The organism is Microbacterium oleivorans (genome assembly GCF_001691565.1).
GTDB lineage: Bacteria > Actinomycetota > Actinomycetes > Actinomycetales > Microbacteriaceae > Microbacterium > Microbacterium oleivorans_B.
Window position 1 is genome coordinate 64,272 of record NZ_MAYO01000002.1, and the last position, 15,050, is coordinate 79,321.

16 protein-coding genes are annotated in these 15,050 nt (G+C 69.2%); 15 read left to right on the forward strand and 1 reads right to left on the reverse strand.

Going from position 1 to position 15,050, the window contains the following annotated elements; genetic code table 11:
* Positions 1-105: 105 nt before the first annotated feature.
* The 15 genes from BBA86_RS00580 (at position 106) to BBA86_RS00650 (ending at position 14,042) form a co-directional block, all read left to right on the forward strand.
* Positions 106-429: a hypothetical protein gene (locus tag BBA86_RS00580; protein ID WP_065569764.1), complete on the forward strand. Its 324-nt coding sequence runs from the start codon at positions 106-108 to the stop codon at positions 427-429.
* 2 nt (positions 430-431) lie between these two features.
* Entirely contained in the window at positions 432-1,694 is a 1,263-nt protein-coding gene (locus BBA86_RS00585) for a hypothetical protein (RefSeq protein WP_065569765.1), read from the forward strand.
* The gene (locus BBA86_RS00590; protein WP_065569766.1) at positions 1,694-2,263 is read left to right on the forward strand and encodes a hypothetical protein; all 570 of its coding nucleotides are present in this window, start codon (positions 1,694-1,696) and stop codon (positions 2,261-2,263) included. Before BBA86_RS00585 ends, BBA86_RS00590 begins: the two co-directional genes overlap by 1 nt.
* Positions 2,247-2,864: a hypothetical protein gene (locus BBA86_RS00595; protein ID WP_065569767.1), complete on the forward strand. Its 618-nt coding sequence runs from the start codon at positions 2,247-2,249 to the stop codon at positions 2,862-2,864. Before BBA86_RS00590 ends, BBA86_RS00595 begins: the two co-directional genes overlap by 17 nt.
* Positions 2,861-3,700, forward strand: coding sequence for a hypothetical protein (locus tag BBA86_RS00600; protein WP_065569768.1), 840 nt, complete (start codon positions 2,861-2,863; stop codon positions 3,698-3,700). Before BBA86_RS00595 ends, BBA86_RS00600 begins: the two co-directional genes overlap by 4 nt.
* Positions 3,701-3,768: 68 nt before the next feature.
* A complete protein-coding gene (locus BBA86_RS00605; RefSeq protein WP_141677818.1) occupies positions 3,769-4,203 on the forward strand; it encodes a hypothetical protein in 435 nt (144 codons plus the stop codon).
* Between the two features lie 138 nt (positions 4,204-4,341).
* Positions 4,342-4,680 carry a hypothetical protein gene (locus BBA86_RS00610; protein WP_065569770.1) on the forward strand — a complete coding sequence of 113 codons (339 nt, stop codon included), beginning with the start codon at positions 4,342-4,344 and terminating at the stop codon, positions 4,678-4,680.
* 14 nt (positions 4,681-4,694) lie between these two features.
* The gene (locus tag BBA86_RS00615) at positions 4,695-5,918 is read left to right on the forward strand and encodes a hypothetical protein (protein WP_065569771.1); all 1,224 of its coding nucleotides are present in this window, start codon (positions 4,695-4,697) and stop codon (positions 5,916-5,918) included.
* A complete protein-coding gene (locus tag BBA86_RS00620) occupies positions 5,915-6,586 on the forward strand; it encodes a hypothetical protein (protein ID WP_065569772.1) in 672 nt (223 codons plus the stop codon). Before BBA86_RS00615 ends, BBA86_RS00620 begins: the two co-directional genes overlap by 4 nt.
* Positions 6,583-7,389, forward strand: coding sequence for a hypothetical protein (locus BBA86_RS00625; RefSeq protein ID WP_065569773.1), 807 nt, complete (start codon positions 6,583-6,585; stop codon positions 7,387-7,389). The genes BBA86_RS00620 and BBA86_RS00625 overlap by 4 nt, the downstream gene beginning before the upstream one ends.
* Entirely contained in the window at positions 7,386-8,045 is a 660-nt protein-coding gene (locus BBA86_RS00630; protein WP_065569774.1) for a hypothetical protein, read from the forward strand. The genes BBA86_RS00625 and BBA86_RS00630 overlap by 4 nt, the downstream gene beginning before the upstream one ends.
* Before the next feature lie 63 nt (positions 8,046-8,108).
* Entirely contained in the window at positions 8,109-9,614 is a 1,506-nt protein-coding gene (locus BBA86_RS00635; RefSeq protein WP_065569775.1) for an AlkA N-terminal domain-containing protein, read from the forward strand.
* Positions 9,611-10,102: a methylated-DNA--[protein]-cysteine S-methyltransferase gene (locus BBA86_RS00640; RefSeq protein ID WP_065569776.1), complete on the forward strand. Its 492-nt coding sequence runs from the start codon at positions 9,611-9,613 to the stop codon at positions 10,100-10,102. The genes BBA86_RS00635 and BBA86_RS00640 overlap by 4 nt, the downstream gene beginning before the upstream one ends.
* A gap of 311 nt (positions 10,103-10,413) precedes the next feature.
* Positions 10,414-12,234, forward strand: coding sequence for an ABC transporter ATP-binding protein (locus tag BBA86_RS00645; protein WP_065569777.1), 1,821 nt, complete (start codon positions 10,414-10,416; stop codon positions 12,232-12,234).
* A complete protein-coding gene (locus BBA86_RS00650) occupies positions 12,231-14,042 on the forward strand; it encodes an ABC transporter ATP-binding protein (protein WP_065569778.1) in 1,812 nt (603 codons plus the stop codon). Before BBA86_RS00645 ends, BBA86_RS00650 begins: the two co-directional genes overlap by 4 nt.
* Before the next feature lie 124 nt (positions 14,043-14,166).
* Here the strand turns inward: BBA86_RS00650 and BBA86_RS00655 are convergent, their stop codons facing one another.
* Positions 14,167-15,027, reverse strand: a complete 861-nt coding sequence (locus BBA86_RS00655; RefSeq protein ID WP_065569779.1) for an endonuclease domain-containing protein — start codon at positions 15,025-15,027, stop codon at positions 14,167-14,169.
* Between the last annotated feature and the right edge of the window lie 23 nt (positions 15,028-15,050).

Here is a 15,050-nt window from a genome sequence, read left to right on the forward strand (position 1 = left end):
GTCGTGATCGCAGCGAGTGGGCACCGCTTCGGTGCCCACTCGCTGCGGTTGACGTGGGCACGACCCGCTCACCGATCCCGCTGTTTCTCATGATGAAGGAATCCCATGGGTAGAGACATCGACATCCCGATGAGCGACCTCGAGTCGCTCGACAAGGCGTTGCGCAACATCGCGGACGAGTTCGAGCACGCCGGTCGCAACGCCAACCAGCTCGAAGGCTGGATCGGCGCCCCGCATGGTGAGAGCGGTCTCCGTGACGAGATCGATCGGTTCGAGAGCGCGTGGAACGACAAGCGCGACACGCTCCGGGAGAGCGTCATCTCCGTGCAGGAGCAGGTTGCCACGGTCGGCAAGTCCTGGGCGGACTTCGATTCCGAGGCAGCTGCGAGCCTCGACAACACCACTCGGACCCCCCAGGTCGAGGAGTGACCATGGACCGCACACCGTCGAAGAACTACGAGATCCTCGAGATCACCGGGGATGCATACGAGATCGAGCGTCGGGGGATCGACATCGAGACCCTCGGCGACGAGATGATCGCGGCAGCGAATCTGCTCGACACGATCAACCTGGGCGCGACGTGCCGCGGTAAGAGCCTCGACGCCATCAAAGACAAGGTCGGTGACATGACCGGCGACCTCCGGACCGCCGGCGAACGATACCGTCCCAGCGGTACCGCCATCCTGCGGTACGGGCGCGCCCTCGACGGTGTGCAGACCGACCTGCGGCGGCTCATGCCGGACCTCGAGCAGAAGTGGCAGGAGTACGAGAGTGCTCGCGGCCAGTTCTCCGAGGACTCGCAACTGCCCGAGCCGGAGGAGGGGCAGACCGACGACCGTACGACTCAAGGCGACGTCGACGGCGCCCGCGGCGAATGGGAGACTCTCGCGCGTCAGTACGAAGGCGTCTACGACACGTGGTGGGGTGCGTACGAGGACGCCCGCAACGGTGTGAAGGATGCCAACGACGACGGCGTCGAGGACAGCTGGCTCGACAACGCTCTTCCCGCCCTCGAGGTTCTCGGCGACATCCTGTCGTACGCCGGCATCGTGCTGGCGATCGCCGCCTGCATCATCGGCGGACCCTTCATCCTCGCCGCGGCCCTCGTTGGCCTCGCGGCGCTCGCGGTGACCTGCCTCAAGGTCGCCGGCGGTCGCGGAACCTGGGTCGACATCGCCGTCGCCGCGATCGGCGTCTTCCCGTTCGGCAAAGCCTTCTCCGCCTTCGGCGCCGTCCGGGCGGCCAGCGGCATGGGTCGTTTGGGTGCGCTCGGCCGCGGACTCGTCGACATGGGCGGCGACATGGTCGGGGCGGGCTGGCGGAACGGGTCGCGCCTCACGACGCTCCTCTCCAGCGGCCGTACCGGCCAGGTGTTCCACGACGCGGCCGGCACCCTCGTCAACACGAACGGGACCCGCGTCATGCGAAACTTCTTCCGCGGCCTCGACGGCCCGTCCATCGGTCAGCGGTTGCTCTTCGGCGGGGAGGGGGCGATGCAGCGGACCGTCTCGGAGGCGGCATCCGGTCTCTCGAACAAGGCGAGCTCGAACCTCAACCAGTTCCTCAGCAATGCGACGAACGGCAACATCATGCAAGACATGCTCGCGGGGGGCAATGGCGTCCTCGACGTCGTCGACAACCTGGGCAAGGCCGGTTTCGGCTTCGCCTACGACCGCGCGACCGGCGGCTGGTGATGCCCACCGCGGTCGAGGTGACCCTCGACGACCGCTGGTTCCTGGCCATCCCGGCCGCGAGCGAGATCGAGCGGTGGGCGGCGCACTCGACGTCCGAACTGCTGATCGACCCGGAACGTCAGGACGATCCGCAGGCGGTCGCCGCAGACCTGCGGGGCTTCGCCGAGCTGGCGGACGAGGATGCCGTCGCGAACCTCCTCTTCTGCCCCGACGGCCTTCCCGGCCGCGCGATCGTGTCGGTCTACGCGGCCCCGACGGATCTCGCGTCGCTCGACGACCTCTTCGATGAGGCGCCCGCGTCGATACCCCGCCAGGTTCTGCCCTTCGGGGAGATGGATGCCTCACAGGCGCGCATCATCAGCACGATCCAGCAGCTTCCGGAGGGCGGTGTGCTCGGCATCCTCCAGCTGCAGCGGCTGGTCGACGGTCATCTGGTCGAGGCGATCGTCGCCAGCCCGAGCCTGAACCATCTCGGCGCCGGACTCCCGCTGTTCACGGAACTCACCGCGCGGGTCGTGCTCGTCGACACCGCCTCCACGGAAGGATCGCCTCTTGGTCAGTCTGCGTGAGGAGATCCTCGGAGCGCCGAGCGTCGAACCCGCCTTCCGCCTGCTGCTGCCGGAGGGGTGGACGTCGCACCCGATCTCGGAGGACACGGCGGCGTCCTTCGAACAACGAGCCAGCGACGTCTTCCGGCGAGCCGGCCGACCGGACCTCGACGGCGCGTTCGCCAGCATCCTGCGGCGCAGCATGCGCGATCTCGCTCGGGCCGGAGCGGACTACGTCATCCTGCCTCCGGCATCCGAGGAGCGGGGGAGTGCGCCCGTCTCGCTCATCGTCTCGGTCATCACGGGCCAGAACGGGCAGCCGCTCGACGCCTGGGTCGCGCAGCGCTTCCGGGAGGGTGCGCAGATGCTGGATGACAGCGGCCGGATCGTCACCTGGCGCTCACGCAAACCGGGTAGCGAAGCGGGAGTGGAGCAGTTCCAGTCGAACTTCCTGCTTCCGGTCCCTGAGACGGATCGCAAGAAGGGCCTCCTGCTGACGGGGACCGTGCTCATCGAGGAGGGAGCGTCCGAGGATTCGGATGCCGTCGTCGCGAGCAGTGCCGCTTTCGCCGCGATCGCCTCGACCGTCAGCTGGGTGACTCCGGCGGACATCGCATCGTGATCGTCCGCGAGGTCGTTCTGGTGGGGGAGGCCGACGACATCAGGTCGATCCTCTCTCTGGCCGTCAGGCGCGTGCCGGAGGCGGACCGCGCGGCCTGGTCGAGTCAGGTCGCCGGGGTGGCGAACAAGCGGGCCAAAGCGCAGGCCGCGTCGCCGGGTCCGCGCGCGGATCAGGCGGCTCCCCGGCCCCGCGGCTGGTGGATCGCGCTCATCGCGGGTGTCGCGGCGGCGTTCGCCGGTGCCACGGTGCTCCTGCCGCCCCGCAACGAGGGCAACCAGGATCCGGTCCTCGCCATGGCCGTCGCGGTCCCCGCGATGGTGGCCGGCGCCGCGGTTCTCCTCGCGCTGGCCTTCAGGAGCGTTCCGGCTGCGGTGCGTCGGAATGCGACAGCGCTCGCGTGCGCCGTCATCGCTGCTGTCGCGGTGATCGCCGGTGCGGTGTTCGCCCTGCTCCGGCGAGAGATTCTCGTGGAAGCGGCAGGCGGTCCCGCCTATGTGCTGTGGTGGGTGGCCGCAGCCGCTGTCCTGGTGGCGTCGGGGGTGCTGGCCGTGCGTGTCGCCGTGACGCCCGCCGTTCCGACCGCCTCTCGCGCGAACGGTCCCGATGACGCTGCGCGCGACGTCGCCGTGTCCGCAGATCGCGCCGCGAGCCGCCTGGCTTACGGGACGGACGAGCGCCGTGCATGGGGTGCGGTGATCGCGCGCGACGCGCCGTCCGTCGACGTCGCCGTCCGGACGCAGGCCGAACGGCTCGGTCCCTTCGCTTACGTGGCGTGGGCTGCGTACGGAGGCCACGTCGACGCGCGCACCGTCGACGAGTCGATCCGGCGCGGATGACCCTTCCCATCCCTGCGCCACGTGCGGCGCCGCGAACTCCACACTCCGTGAGCCGGACCTTCTATGTCGTGATCACCGTCATCCCCGCAATCGCATTGGTCGCGTACCTCATCGGGTCGCTCCTGCTGTCGGGCGGCCAGGTGAGCGCGTCGATGGACGCCAAGTGGGACCCCGTCATCCCCTACCCGCTCTTCCCCGCGCCGACAGCGGTCCTGGTGAGCCTCGCTGCCATCTCCGCAGCGCTCGCGATGTTTGTCGCACTCACTGCACGCGCCGGTGACGAGTTGGGACAGCGGGGCGTGCTCGGGCCCACGGCGGCCGCCATGGTCAGTGCCTTCGGCTTCTCCCTCCTCGTCCCCGATGGCGGAACCCGGTCGGGCGATACCGTCTTCGGTGGGCAGTGGGTCGCAGCAGTCGTCTACGCCGTTGCGCTCGTCGTGCTCTTCATCGGTGCGGGTGTCTCGACCGTACGGACTCGCCGTCGCGCACGTGCGGACGCGTGAGCCAGGTTTCGGGATTTCACATCATGCTTCCGCTCGTGAAGTCAAGAGGGGAGTACTCTCCATCGACTGATGCACGAGCCGTCGGTAGCGTTTCCTCTGAATCGAGGGGATACGTCCCACGGGAGCAAGGGGGGCACTATGACGGATGCAGTCTGGATCAACTTCTCGACGCTGGAGCGTACGAGCACGCAGCTGAGGAATATCATCGGTGAGCTCGAGGATGCCGGCGGGCTAGCGGATGAGCTGGCGGGCGCCATCGGTCGGCCTTATGGCAAGGGAGCGCTCGCCGACAAGGTGGGTGACTTCGAGTCCCGATGGGACGACCGACGCAAAGACCTCGTGCGCGACGTCACCAAGATTCAGGAGCACGTCCAGGGTGTGCTCGACGGCTTCTCGGATTGGGACTCCGAAACGGCATCTCAGATGGACATCGACGCGTCGGGAAACACTGACGCAACTCGACCCACCGCGGTCTGAGGGGGAGAAAGAGCATGGAGACTTCACCGGCTGGCCGGTCGATCGAGAATCTCGAGGGCGACGCCGACACGATAAAGCAGCGCGGTCAGCGGATCGGCACGATCGGCAGGCAGATGATCGCGAGCGCAGACGTGCTCGAGGAGCTGGCGAGCGACGGTGACGACCAGCGGGGCAAAGCGATCGAGAAGATCCGCGAAATCGTCGGCGACACCTACGAGGAACTTCGCCGGGCGGGACGGATGTACGAGCCGACCGGTCCCGTTCTCGTCCGTTACGGGACGGCCGTCGAGGACGCGAAGCCGCGCATCCGATCAGCCGTCGACGCCTGCGAAGACGCCTGGACCCGCTATCAGGCCGCGCCGGGGCAGCGGTTCGAGCGGCTCTTGCCGACGCTCAATGAGGATCTCGCCGAGGAGCAGGCCGAGAATGATGAGGAGAAGCGTCGCCTGTATGACGAGTTCCTCTCGCACGCCGAGACCTTCGACGCCGAGGTCGACACCTGGGAGGACGCATTCGACACCGCCGTCGACGGCATCGGCGATGTGCTCGAGGTGTCGATCGAAGACGGGTTCTGGGACAACGTCGACGGGGTCGTCGCCGTCGTCCTCGAGGTCCTCAGCGTGGTCGCCATCATCGTGGCGATCGCCGGCATCATCATCGGCGGACCGCTGTTCGCGCTCATCGGAGCAATCATCGGTGTGGCGACGCTGCTTCTCACCGCGTATCAGGTGCTGCGCGACGACGCGGGCATGGACAAGCTCCTCGTCGCGATCGTCGGTGTCATCCCGTTCGGCAAGGTCGGTCTTCTCTTCCGGGGCAAGCCCGGGCTGCTGTCGTTCGGTGCCGAGATGGTCACGGCCTTCCGGCCGTCGGCGTGGTCGGCGGCTGCCGGACAACTCGGCAGCGTGTCCACCGTCTTCCGGCTCGCCGGAGGCGGTTGGCTCGGAATCCGCTCGGGCTTGACGGGCGCCTGGCGCCTCCAGAACCCGACGGGCGTCGGTGACATCATGACCCGCTTCATGTTCGGCAAGAACACGACGCAGCTGACCGATCTCGCTCAGGCCGCCGCGGGCGGCGCGAACGGGTGGTGCAACTCGACGGTGCTGGCCGGCGGGTGGGATCTGGCGTATACGACGGTGTCGGGAGGGTGGAAGGCGCTCGACAACATCGCGACCTGGACGGGTAATCCGGATCGCAAACCGAGCAAGCTCTTCCCCTGGGTCGGGGCGATCCTGTGACCGACACGATGGCAGGGGTGATCGACGACACCGATCGGATGCCGGAGGGCTGGGCCGACGGATCGTGGCGCATCACCGGTCACAGCGAGGTTCCCGGGTGGTTGATCATCCCGGGACAGGTCGACGATCCCGATGAGTGGGTCGTGGGCCGCACCGATGAGATCCGCGATGCTTGGGCGCAGGAGTGGAACGAGCAGTGGCGCGAGGTGGTCCCCGCGCTCCTGCGAGCCGGTCTCGATGCGCGACCCGATGGTGCCGCGCTCGCCTTTCAGATCTGGCCCGTGCCCGCTCCGCTCCTCGCCCAGGTGAGCGTGTTCTTCGGCGAGCGGCCGGGCGATCTGCCCGCCGAGCTCGCGGATGGCGACCGTTACGTGACCGATGGCCTCGGAGACGGAGTCGCCCTCGTCCGGACGCTGGAGGATGCGGTCTCGGGGTCGACCCTCGTGGGGCTCGATCTGACCTTCATCAGCGACCGTACGATGGTCGTGGTCCGCTTCGAACCGACCGTCGTCGAACTCTTCGGGATGCTGGTGGGCCAATTCCACGCCTTCGTCCATACGCTCGAGTTCCTCGACCCCGAAGGTCGACCGGTCCGAGGCATCGTGCCCGACGAGCTGCCCACCGCGCAGGCCGACGACGACTGGACCGAGAGTGTGATCGTCTCATGACGTTCTTCCACGAGAGCGCCACCGAATGGGCCGAGGACCACTCCCTCGCCGCCGACGTCCGTTTCGGCCGTCTCGAGACGGTCGCTTTCCAGCGGCATCCGGAGATCTTCCGGGCTTTCGGCGAGGACGGCGCGGCGGCGGCCAAGCGCGCGTCGAAGCCGGCGCCCACGGCCGCCCGACGTGTCGGGTGGTGGGTCGTCGGCGTGCTCGCCGTCGTCGGCGCCCTCGCCCCGATCGCCGCCATCGCGATCCTCGGCGGCGACCGGTTCGATTTCTTCCGCATCGATGCGCAGCGCTCCGTCCCCTTGGCGTCGGTGTTCTACGGCATCACGGCGATCACGCAGGTCGCCGCGGTCGCCTTCTGGGTCTCGCAACGCGCGCGCTGGGAACCCGTCATCGCCGGCGTGTTCATCGTCGCCCTCGTCTTCTCGGGCTTCGGTCTCGTCTCCGTTCCCAACACGGCAGAAGTCGACGGGTTCTCGTCGTGGCAGGCGTGGTACCCCCCGGTGGTGGCGGCTTTCGTGCTGTCGCTGCTCGCGACGATCGCGATGTTCGTCCGATTCCGCGTTCGCTACGAGCCCCCCGCCGAGACCACCGAGGCGGCAGGGCAAGCGTCCGAGGCGCGTGACGCGATCGGGGCGCTCCCGCCCGCGGAGCGGCAGGCGATCCGTGCCGACCGAGACAGTGCGCTCGAGCGGCTGCATTCACGAGGGTTGATCGACGACGCGACGTTCCAGGACGCCGTCGCCCGCGACCTGGGAACCCTGTACGCGTTGGATAACAGAGCCGGAGAAGCCCGATGACCGATCCTCAGAGTTCTGACGACCAAGCGCGACGCGTCAGTGTGCGGGCGCAGCTCGGTCTGGCGCCGGACCCGGAGTTCACGCTCGCCCTTCCCACCGGCTGGGTTCGCCGGAACGTGAACGACGCCGAGCGTGATTCGCTCGATGCGCAGGTGCGCACGAGGCTCCGCGACGCGCACCGCCCGGATCTCTATGCGCAGATCCGCCCGCTCCTGACCGATGCCTTCTCGCGAATGGCGGATGCCTCGGTGCTCGCCTTCTTCGCGCCGGAGGCGGGGAACGACGACGCGCTCGCGCTGCCGGCGTCGCTCGTCGCATCGGTGCGTACGCCGACGACTCCGGGGGACACCCTCGATCCGCTCGTGCAGGCCCTCATCCGGCAGGAGGGTGCGACCCCGCTCCTCGAGGACAAACGTTTCCTCCGTCTGGAACGGGAGACGCGACAGGAGTTCGAGGACGCGACGGTCCGGGTCACACAGGTGGTCTACCTGACGCCGATCCCGGGCACCGGCCGTCGCCGGGGCCTCCAGCTGACCGCGGCGGTGATCCGACCCGACGATGCTCCGGCCGACGATCGCCCCAACGTCATGATGAAGGCGCTCCTCGACCTGTGCGTGTCCTCCCTCGAGTGGCAGCGGGTGCCGGCTCGGGTCTGACGCCCCTGCTGTGGTGTCCGATTCCCGCGAGTCGATGTCGGACGGACGTGTCAGGCTGAGGTCATGACGATCGCGGCGATGACCTTCGACGAGCGATATCGCGCGATCGACGCGCGTGATGCCCGCTTCGACGGACAGTTCGTCACCGCCGTCCACTCGACTGGGATCTACTGCCGTCCCAGCTGCCCCGCCCGGACCCCGAAAGCGGCCAACGTCACCTTCTTCCCCACGAGCGCCGCGGCGCACGAAGCGGGGTTCCGGGCGTGCAAGCGGTGTCTGCCCGAGGCGACCCCCGGCTCTCCGCAGTGGAACCTGCGGGGCGACGTCGCCGGGCGGGCGATGCGCCTCATCGCGGACGGCGTGGTCGACCGCGACGGAGTCCCCGGGCTGGCCGAGCGGCTCGGGTACTCGGACCGTCACCTCACCCGTCTGCTGACCGCCGAGTTGGGCGCGGGCCCTCTCGCCCTCGCGCGGGCGCACCGCGCGCACACGGCGCGCACCCTCCTCGTGGACACCGACTTGTCGATGCCCGATGTCGCCTTCGCCGCGGGGTTCGGCAGCATCCGTCAGTTCAACGACACGATGACCGAGGTCTTCGCCCTGTCGCCGACGGAGTTGCGTGCCCGTCGCCGCCGCACGTCGGCGACGCCGGGGCGCATCGACCTCGTCCTCCCGGTCCGAGAGCCGTTCGATGCGGTAGGGCTGTTCGGGTGGATGCGGGCGCACGCGATCCCGGGCGTCGAGACCGGCGAGATGACATCGTTCGCGCGCACGATCCGTCTGGACGGTGGTCCCGCCTGGTTCGAGGTGAGGCAGGATTCCGCGGGCCGGTTGCGCCTCCGTGCCGAGCTCGCCTCGCTCCGAGACCTGGCCCCGCTCATCGCGAGGGTCCGTCGCCTGTTCGATCTCGACGCCGACCCGACCGCGATCGACGCCGCCCTGTCGGGGCATCCCGAACTGCGTTCGCTGGTCCAGCGCATCCCCGGCGTGCGGTTGCCCGCGGCGATGGATGCCGATGAGATGCTCATCCGGGCGATGATCGGGCAGCAGATCAGCGTCGCATCCGCCCGGACCGTCACGGGACGCCTCGCGGCCGCCCTCGGCGAGCCGGTGGAGTCGCCGAGCGGACCCGCGGTCCTGTTCCCGACCGCCGCCGCGATCGCCGAACGCGGCGGAGACGTGCTCCGCGGTCCGGGCGCCCGGATCCGCGCCATCGTCGGGGCCGCAGCCGCGCTCGCCGACGGGTCGCTCCGCCTGAGCCCCGGCGACGACACCCTCGAGCAGCGTGAGCGGCTGCTGGCACTCCCGGGGATCGGTCCCTGGACCGCGGACTACGTGCGCATGCGGGTGCTCGGCGACCCCGACGTCCTGCTCCCGGGCGACGTGGCCGCCCGGGCGGGAGCCGCGGCGGCCGGCATCCCGTCCGACGCCACCGGGCTCACCGCGTGGTCGACCCGGGTCGCACCCTGGCGCAGCTACCTGATGGCGCACCTCTGGTACGCCGCACCCGTCACGCAGGCGTGGCGCGCGGCCACCCCCGAACCCTCACCTCGGAAGGACGACCGATGAGCGCGGTCCTGCAGACCCTCGACACGCCTGACGGCCCCTTCACGATCCTCGAGGAGGACGATCGCGTCCTCGCCTCGGGGTGGACCGCGGATGCCGACGCGATCCTGGGTCGGTTGCGGCCCGACCGCATGCCCACCGACCTGGTGACGGGGCGAGCCCGCTCCGCGGACGCCGTCGCCGCCTACTACGACGGCGACCTCGCCGCGGTCGACGACGTGCCCGTCAGCCAATACGGCACGGCGATGCAACTCGCGGGATGGAGCGCGCTGCGGGGGATCCCGGCGGGTCGTCCCCTCACGTACGCAGAGTTCGCGGCCCATCTCGGATCGCCGAGCGCGGTGCGAGCCGTGGCATCCATCTGCGCGCGCAACGCCCCGGCCCTGTTCGTGCCCTGCCATCGTGTGCTGCGCACCGGGGGAGCGCTCGGCGGGTTCGCGTGGGGCCTCGACGTCAAGATGCGGCTGCTGGAGCGCGAAGCGGCGATCTGACACGGATCTCCGGTAAACGCTTGCTTGCAGCGAATCCACAGGGATATCCTGGAGGGCTCCCGCACGATGCGGGCGCCACGTCCGGCCCCATCAAGGAGGAAGCCATGTCCCCGGAGATCGTCTACACGAAGTCCGCCGCCTTCCTCGTCGCCGGACACCCCGTCCGTCACGGATGACACCGAAGGTCTGACCCGCGCGGAAGCTTCCCGCGCCCCTTTTCGTTCTCCCTCGACGGGTCCCCGCGACCCTGATCGTCCGCGCCACGCTGCGCTCCTCGCCGCCCGGCATCCGCTCCACACCTGTGCAGGATCATGACCTCCTCGACGCATCCTCGTCTGTCCACCGCCCGCTCACTCGCCCGCCTGATCCCGTTCGCGAAGCCCGTGCTCCCGCGCCTGGGACTCGGCGCCCTCAGTGCGCTCATCGCGAGCCTGCTGGGATTGTCCATCCCGCTCGTCCTCGAGCAGATCGTCGGCGCGAACGGCCCCATCGCCTCGGGTGACCCGTGGCTGATCGCCCTCGGCGGCGGCGCCGTGCTGCTCCTCGGTCTGCTCGAAGCGCTCATGGTGTGGGCGCGTCGCTGGTTCGTCCTGGCACCCGCCACGGCGGTCGAGTACGAGCTCCGCACCGACTTCTACGGCCGCCTCCAGCGCCTGCCGGTCGCTTTCCACGACCGCTGGCAGTCGGGGCAGCTGCTCAGCCGCATGATGCAGGACATCGGCCTGATCCGCCGGTGGATGGCCTTCGGCGTCGTCCTGCTCGTCGTGAACATGATCACGATCGTCGTCGGTTCGGCGATCCTCTTCAGCTGGCACTGGCTGCTCGGCACGATCTTCGTCGTCGTCTCCGCGCCCCTGTGGATCGCGGGGTTCGTGTTCGAGAACCGCTACGGCATGCTGTCGCGGCAGAGCCAGGACCAGGCGGGCGACCTCGCGACCGCGGTCGAGGAATCGGTCCACGGCATCCGCGTCCTGAAAGCCTTCGGCCGCGGGAGCCATGCGCTCCGCAAGTTCACCCGTCAGGCCGAGACGCTGCGCCAGACCGAGATCAGCAAGGCCAAGGCCGTCGGCTGGATCTGGTTCTGGCTCGTGCTGCTGCCCGACATCGCGTTCGCGCTGTGCCTGGGCGCGGGCATCTACCTCGTCTCGGTCGATGAGATCGATACGGCCGCCCTCATCGCGTTCTTCGCGATGGCGACGATCCTCCGCTGGCCGGTCGAGTCGATCGGGTTCCTGTTCTCGTTCCTCGTCGACGCGCGCACCGCGACGGACCGCATCTTCGAGGTGTTCGACGAGCAGAACACGATCGTCGACCCCGAGAACCCGGTCTCGATCGCGGAGCCTCGCGGCGAGCTCGTCTTCGAGGGGGCGCGGTTCCGGTATCAGGATGCCGCGGCGACAGAGCGCGACCTGCTCGACGGCATCGACCTGGCCCTGCGGCCCGGCGAGACCATGGCTCTCGTGGGGCTCACCGGTTCGGGCAAGACGACGCTCACGACCCTTCCCGGGCGCCTCTACGACGTCACCGGCGGCCGTGTGCTGCTCGACGGCGTCGACGTCCGCGACCTGCCGTTGACCGAGCTGCGCCGTCACGTCGGCATGGCCTTCGAGGACGCGACACTGTTCTCGCAGACCGTCCGGGAGAACGTTCTGCTCGGGCGTGAGGACCTCGACCCGCAGAGCGCCGAGGGGGAGCGCGTGATGCGCGAGGCCCTTCAGGTCGCGCAGGCCGCGTTCGTCGATGACCTGCCGAACGGCGTCGACACCGTGATCGGCGAAGAGGGCCTCAGCCTCTCGGGCGGTCAGCGTCAGCGTCTCGCGCTCGCGCGCGCCGTCGCCGCGCGTCCCGCCGTCCTCGTCCTCGACGACCCCCTGTCGGCGCTCGACGTCGACACCGAGGCGCTCGTCGAAGACGCCCTCCGGGTGGTCCTGGCCGAGACGACGGCGCTCGTCGTCGCCCACCGGCCGTCCACCGTCACGCTCGCCGACCGCGTCGCGCTCCTCGAAGAGGGCCGCGTCACCGCCGTCGGTACGCACTCCGAGCTCCTGCGCACCAGCGAGCACTACCGGCACGTCATCTCGAGCCTCGAGGACGAGCAGGAACGTCAGCACGAGAGGGAGGTGTCCCTGTGAGCACCGTCACGGGCACCAGCGGCGAAGACCGCTCCGATTACACCCGCGAAGAGAGCCGGCAGATCCGGCGCCGCTCGCTGCGACTGCTGGGGTCGCTCGTCACGCCGCTGAAGATGCAGCTCGTCCTCGCGGGGATCGTGCTGGTCATCTCGACCGTCCTCCGCGTCGCCGGTCCCGCCCTCGTCGGGTGGGGCATCGCGAACGCGCTCCCGGCGGTCCAGAAGGAAGCCGACTGGATGCCGACAATCGTCGTCGTCATCGTCTTCCTGATCTCCGCGATCGGCGGCGCCGCCCTCATCGGCTGGTACGCCGTCGTCGTGGCACGCCTGACCCAGGCGGTCATGCTCGACCTTCGCAAGCGGATCTTCCTGCACACGCAGAAGCTCAGCCTCGAGTTCCACGAGTCGTACACGTCGGGCCGCATCATCTCGCGTCAGACGAGCGACCTCGACACGATCCGCGAGCTGCTGGACGGCGGTCTGAACGAGCTCGTCTCGGGCCTGTTGTACGGCGGGTTCACTCTTGTCGCGCTGATCCTGCTCGACTGGCAGTCCGGTCTCGTCCTCGCAGCCATGGGCGTCCCGCTGTTCTTCCTCATGCGCTGGTTCTACCTGCGCTCGCAGGTCGTCTACCGCGAGTCCCGCGTCGTGAGCGCCAAGGTGATCGTCAAGTTCGTCGAGACGATGACCGGTGTCCGCGCCGTCAAGGCGTTCCGCAAGGAGCCGGCGAACGACCGCGAGTTCGGCGGTCTGGCGAGCGACTACCGCGACATCAACATGCGCTCGATCCGCCTGTTCGGCACGTTCGAGCCCGCGATGATGGCCCTGGCATCCTTCGCCCTCGCGGCGGTCCTCCTCTGGGGCGGGCTGCGCGTGGTGAGCGGGGCGCTCGAGCTCGGCTTCCTGCTGTCGGCGGTCCTGTACGTGCGGAACTTCTTCGCTCCCATGCAGGAGGTGGCGTTCTTCCTGAACTCCTACCAGTCGGCCACGGCTGCCCTCGAGAAGGTGTCGGGTGTGCTCGAGGAGTCGCCGACCGTCCCCGATCCGGCGAAGCCCGTCGACCTGCGCGAGGCCAGCGGCCACCTGCGCTTCGACGACGTGACCTTCGGGTACTCCGAGACGAAGACGATCCTGCCCGACTTCCGGCTCGACATCCCCGCCGGGCAGACGATCGCCCTCGTCGGGACCACGGGTGCCGGCAAGTCGACGCTCGCCAAGCTGGTCGCGCGCTTCTACGACCCCACGAAGGGCGCGGTGACGCTCGACGGCGTCGACCTGCGGGAGCTGCACCCGAAGGACCTGCGCCGCGCGATCGTCATGGTCACGCAGGAGGCGTACCTGTTCAGCGGAACCGTCGCCGACAACATCGCGCTCGGCAAGCCCGATGCGACGATGGACGAGATCCGAGCGGCCGCGCGGGCCGTGGGGGCGGACGACTTCATCCAGAAGCTGCCCGACGGGTACGACACCGACGTGAACAAGCGCGGCGGCCGCGTGTCGGCGGGACAGCGTCAGCTGATCTCGTTCGCACGAGCCTTCCTCGCCGACCCGGCTGTCCTGATCCTCGACGAGGCCACGGCGTCGCTCGACATCCCGAGCGAACGGCAGATCCAGGAGGCGCTCGGCACGCTGCTCGCCGACCGCACCGCGATCATCATCGCCCACCGCCTCTCGACGGTCGCGATCGCCGACCGCGTGCTCGTCATGGAGCACGGCCGCATCATCGAGGACGACACCCCCGACACGCTCATCGCGGGGACGGGCAAGTTCGCCCAGCTGCACCGCGCCTGGCGCGAGTCGCTCGTTTGAGCCGGCGCTGATCCGCGGACGGATGCCGGGGCCCGATGTCGGGGCCCCGGCATCCGTCGTTCGTGGGTGACCGCCTGCGCCCCGGATTCGGATCGCCGCCTCGGATTCGGATCAGTTCGTGAGCTCAGATCCGAATCCGAAGCGGATCTCCGAATCCGAGGTGCGCGCCCTGCGCGATCGCGCGAGCGATGGAGCGCTCCACGACGTCCCAGCGGTGCAGCACCTCCGCATAGGTGAAGCGCAGCACGGTGTACCCGCGCGCAACGAGTTCGCGGTCGTGCGCGACATCGCGCGTCCGATCGGCCGAGGTCGAGTGGAAAGCGAAGCCGTCGAGCTGCACCACCAGGCGCTCTCCGATCAGCGCGTCGACCGGGTGTCCGGCGACGACCTGCTGGAACCGAACCGCGACGCCCGCACTCCGCATCCTCACCGCGAAGATCGTCTCCAACCCGGAGTCGTGCAGCCCCGTCATCTGTTCGCAGAGTTCCCGAGCGGATGCGGACCGCCACCGCACGCGTCTCAGGTCAGCCGGTGTGAAGCGCTCGGTGCGACAGGCCGATTCCCAGAGAACGGCAGCGGTCTCGGCGTCGGCGCACACCGAGATGTGATCGAGCGAGTCGTGCACGGACTCGATCAGAGAGTATCGGCCTGTAGGCGCGATGGGCTGAGTCCAATGAATCACGTCATCCGTGCGGGGCCGTTCGGCGTGGGGAAGCACGTGCAGGTGGAGCCGATGGTCGGTGGAGGGAGGCATCCACCATCCGCGTCGGCGCGCCGCCGAGGCACATGCGACCTTGGCCGTCGCGGCGGCTGCGGCGCGGAGATCGCTCGGGGCTGACGCTGTCGCGACCCAGTAGCGGCGGAGACGTTGGAGCTCGCCGGTGGCGCAGGCGCGCTGCAGTCCGCGCGGCGTCCCGCCCGCGGCCAGGATCGCCGTCCGATGCGCGATCCCTCCGCGCTGCTCCACCCAGGCGCCGTAGTCCATGAGACGAGCGTGGCGCCCGGCCA

Bases quoted from the DNA above. Each gene is read 5' to 3' on its own strand.
- BBA86_RS00580 (WP_065569764.1), top strand. From the start codon at position 106: ATGGGTAGAGACATCGACATCCCGATGAGCGACCTCGAGTCGCTCGAC.
- BBA86_RS00585 (WP_065569765.1), top strand. From the start codon at position 432: ATGGACCGCACACCGTCGAAGAACTACGAGATCCTCGAGATCACCGGG.
- BBA86_RS00590 (WP_065569766.1), top strand. From the start codon at position 1,694: ATGCCCACCGCGGTCGAGGTGACCCTCGACGACCGCTGGTTCCTGGCC.
- BBA86_RS00610 (WP_065569770.1), top strand. From the start codon at position 4,342: ATGACGGATGCAGTCTGGATCAACTTCTCGACGCTGGAGCGTACGAGC.
- BBA86_RS00615 (WP_065569771.1), top strand. From the start codon at position 4,695: ATGGAGACTTCACCGGCTGGCCGGTCGATCGAGAATCTCGAGGGCGAC.
- BBA86_RS00625 (WP_065569773.1), top strand. From the start codon at position 6,583: ATGACGTTCTTCCACGAGAGCGCCACCGAATGGGCCGAGGACCACTCC.
- BBA86_RS00630 (WP_065569774.1), top strand. From the start codon at position 7,386: ATGACCGATCCTCAGAGTTCTGACGACCAAGCGCGACGCGTCAGTGTG.
- BBA86_RS00635 (WP_065569775.1), top strand. From the start codon at position 8,109: ATGACGATCGCGGCGATGACCTTCGACGAGCGATATCGCGCGATCGAC.
- BBA86_RS00640 (WP_065569776.1), top strand. From the start codon at position 9,611: ATGAGCGCGGTCCTGCAGACCCTCGACACGCCTGACGGCCCCTTCACG.
- BBA86_RS00645 (WP_065569777.1), top strand. From the start codon at position 10,414: ATGACCTCCTCGACGCATCCTCGTCTGTCCACCGCCCGCTCACTCGCC.
- BBA86_RS00655 (WP_065569779.1), bottom strand. From the start codon at position 15,027: ATGGACTACGGCGCCTGGGTGGAGCAGCGCGGAGGGATCGCGCATCGG.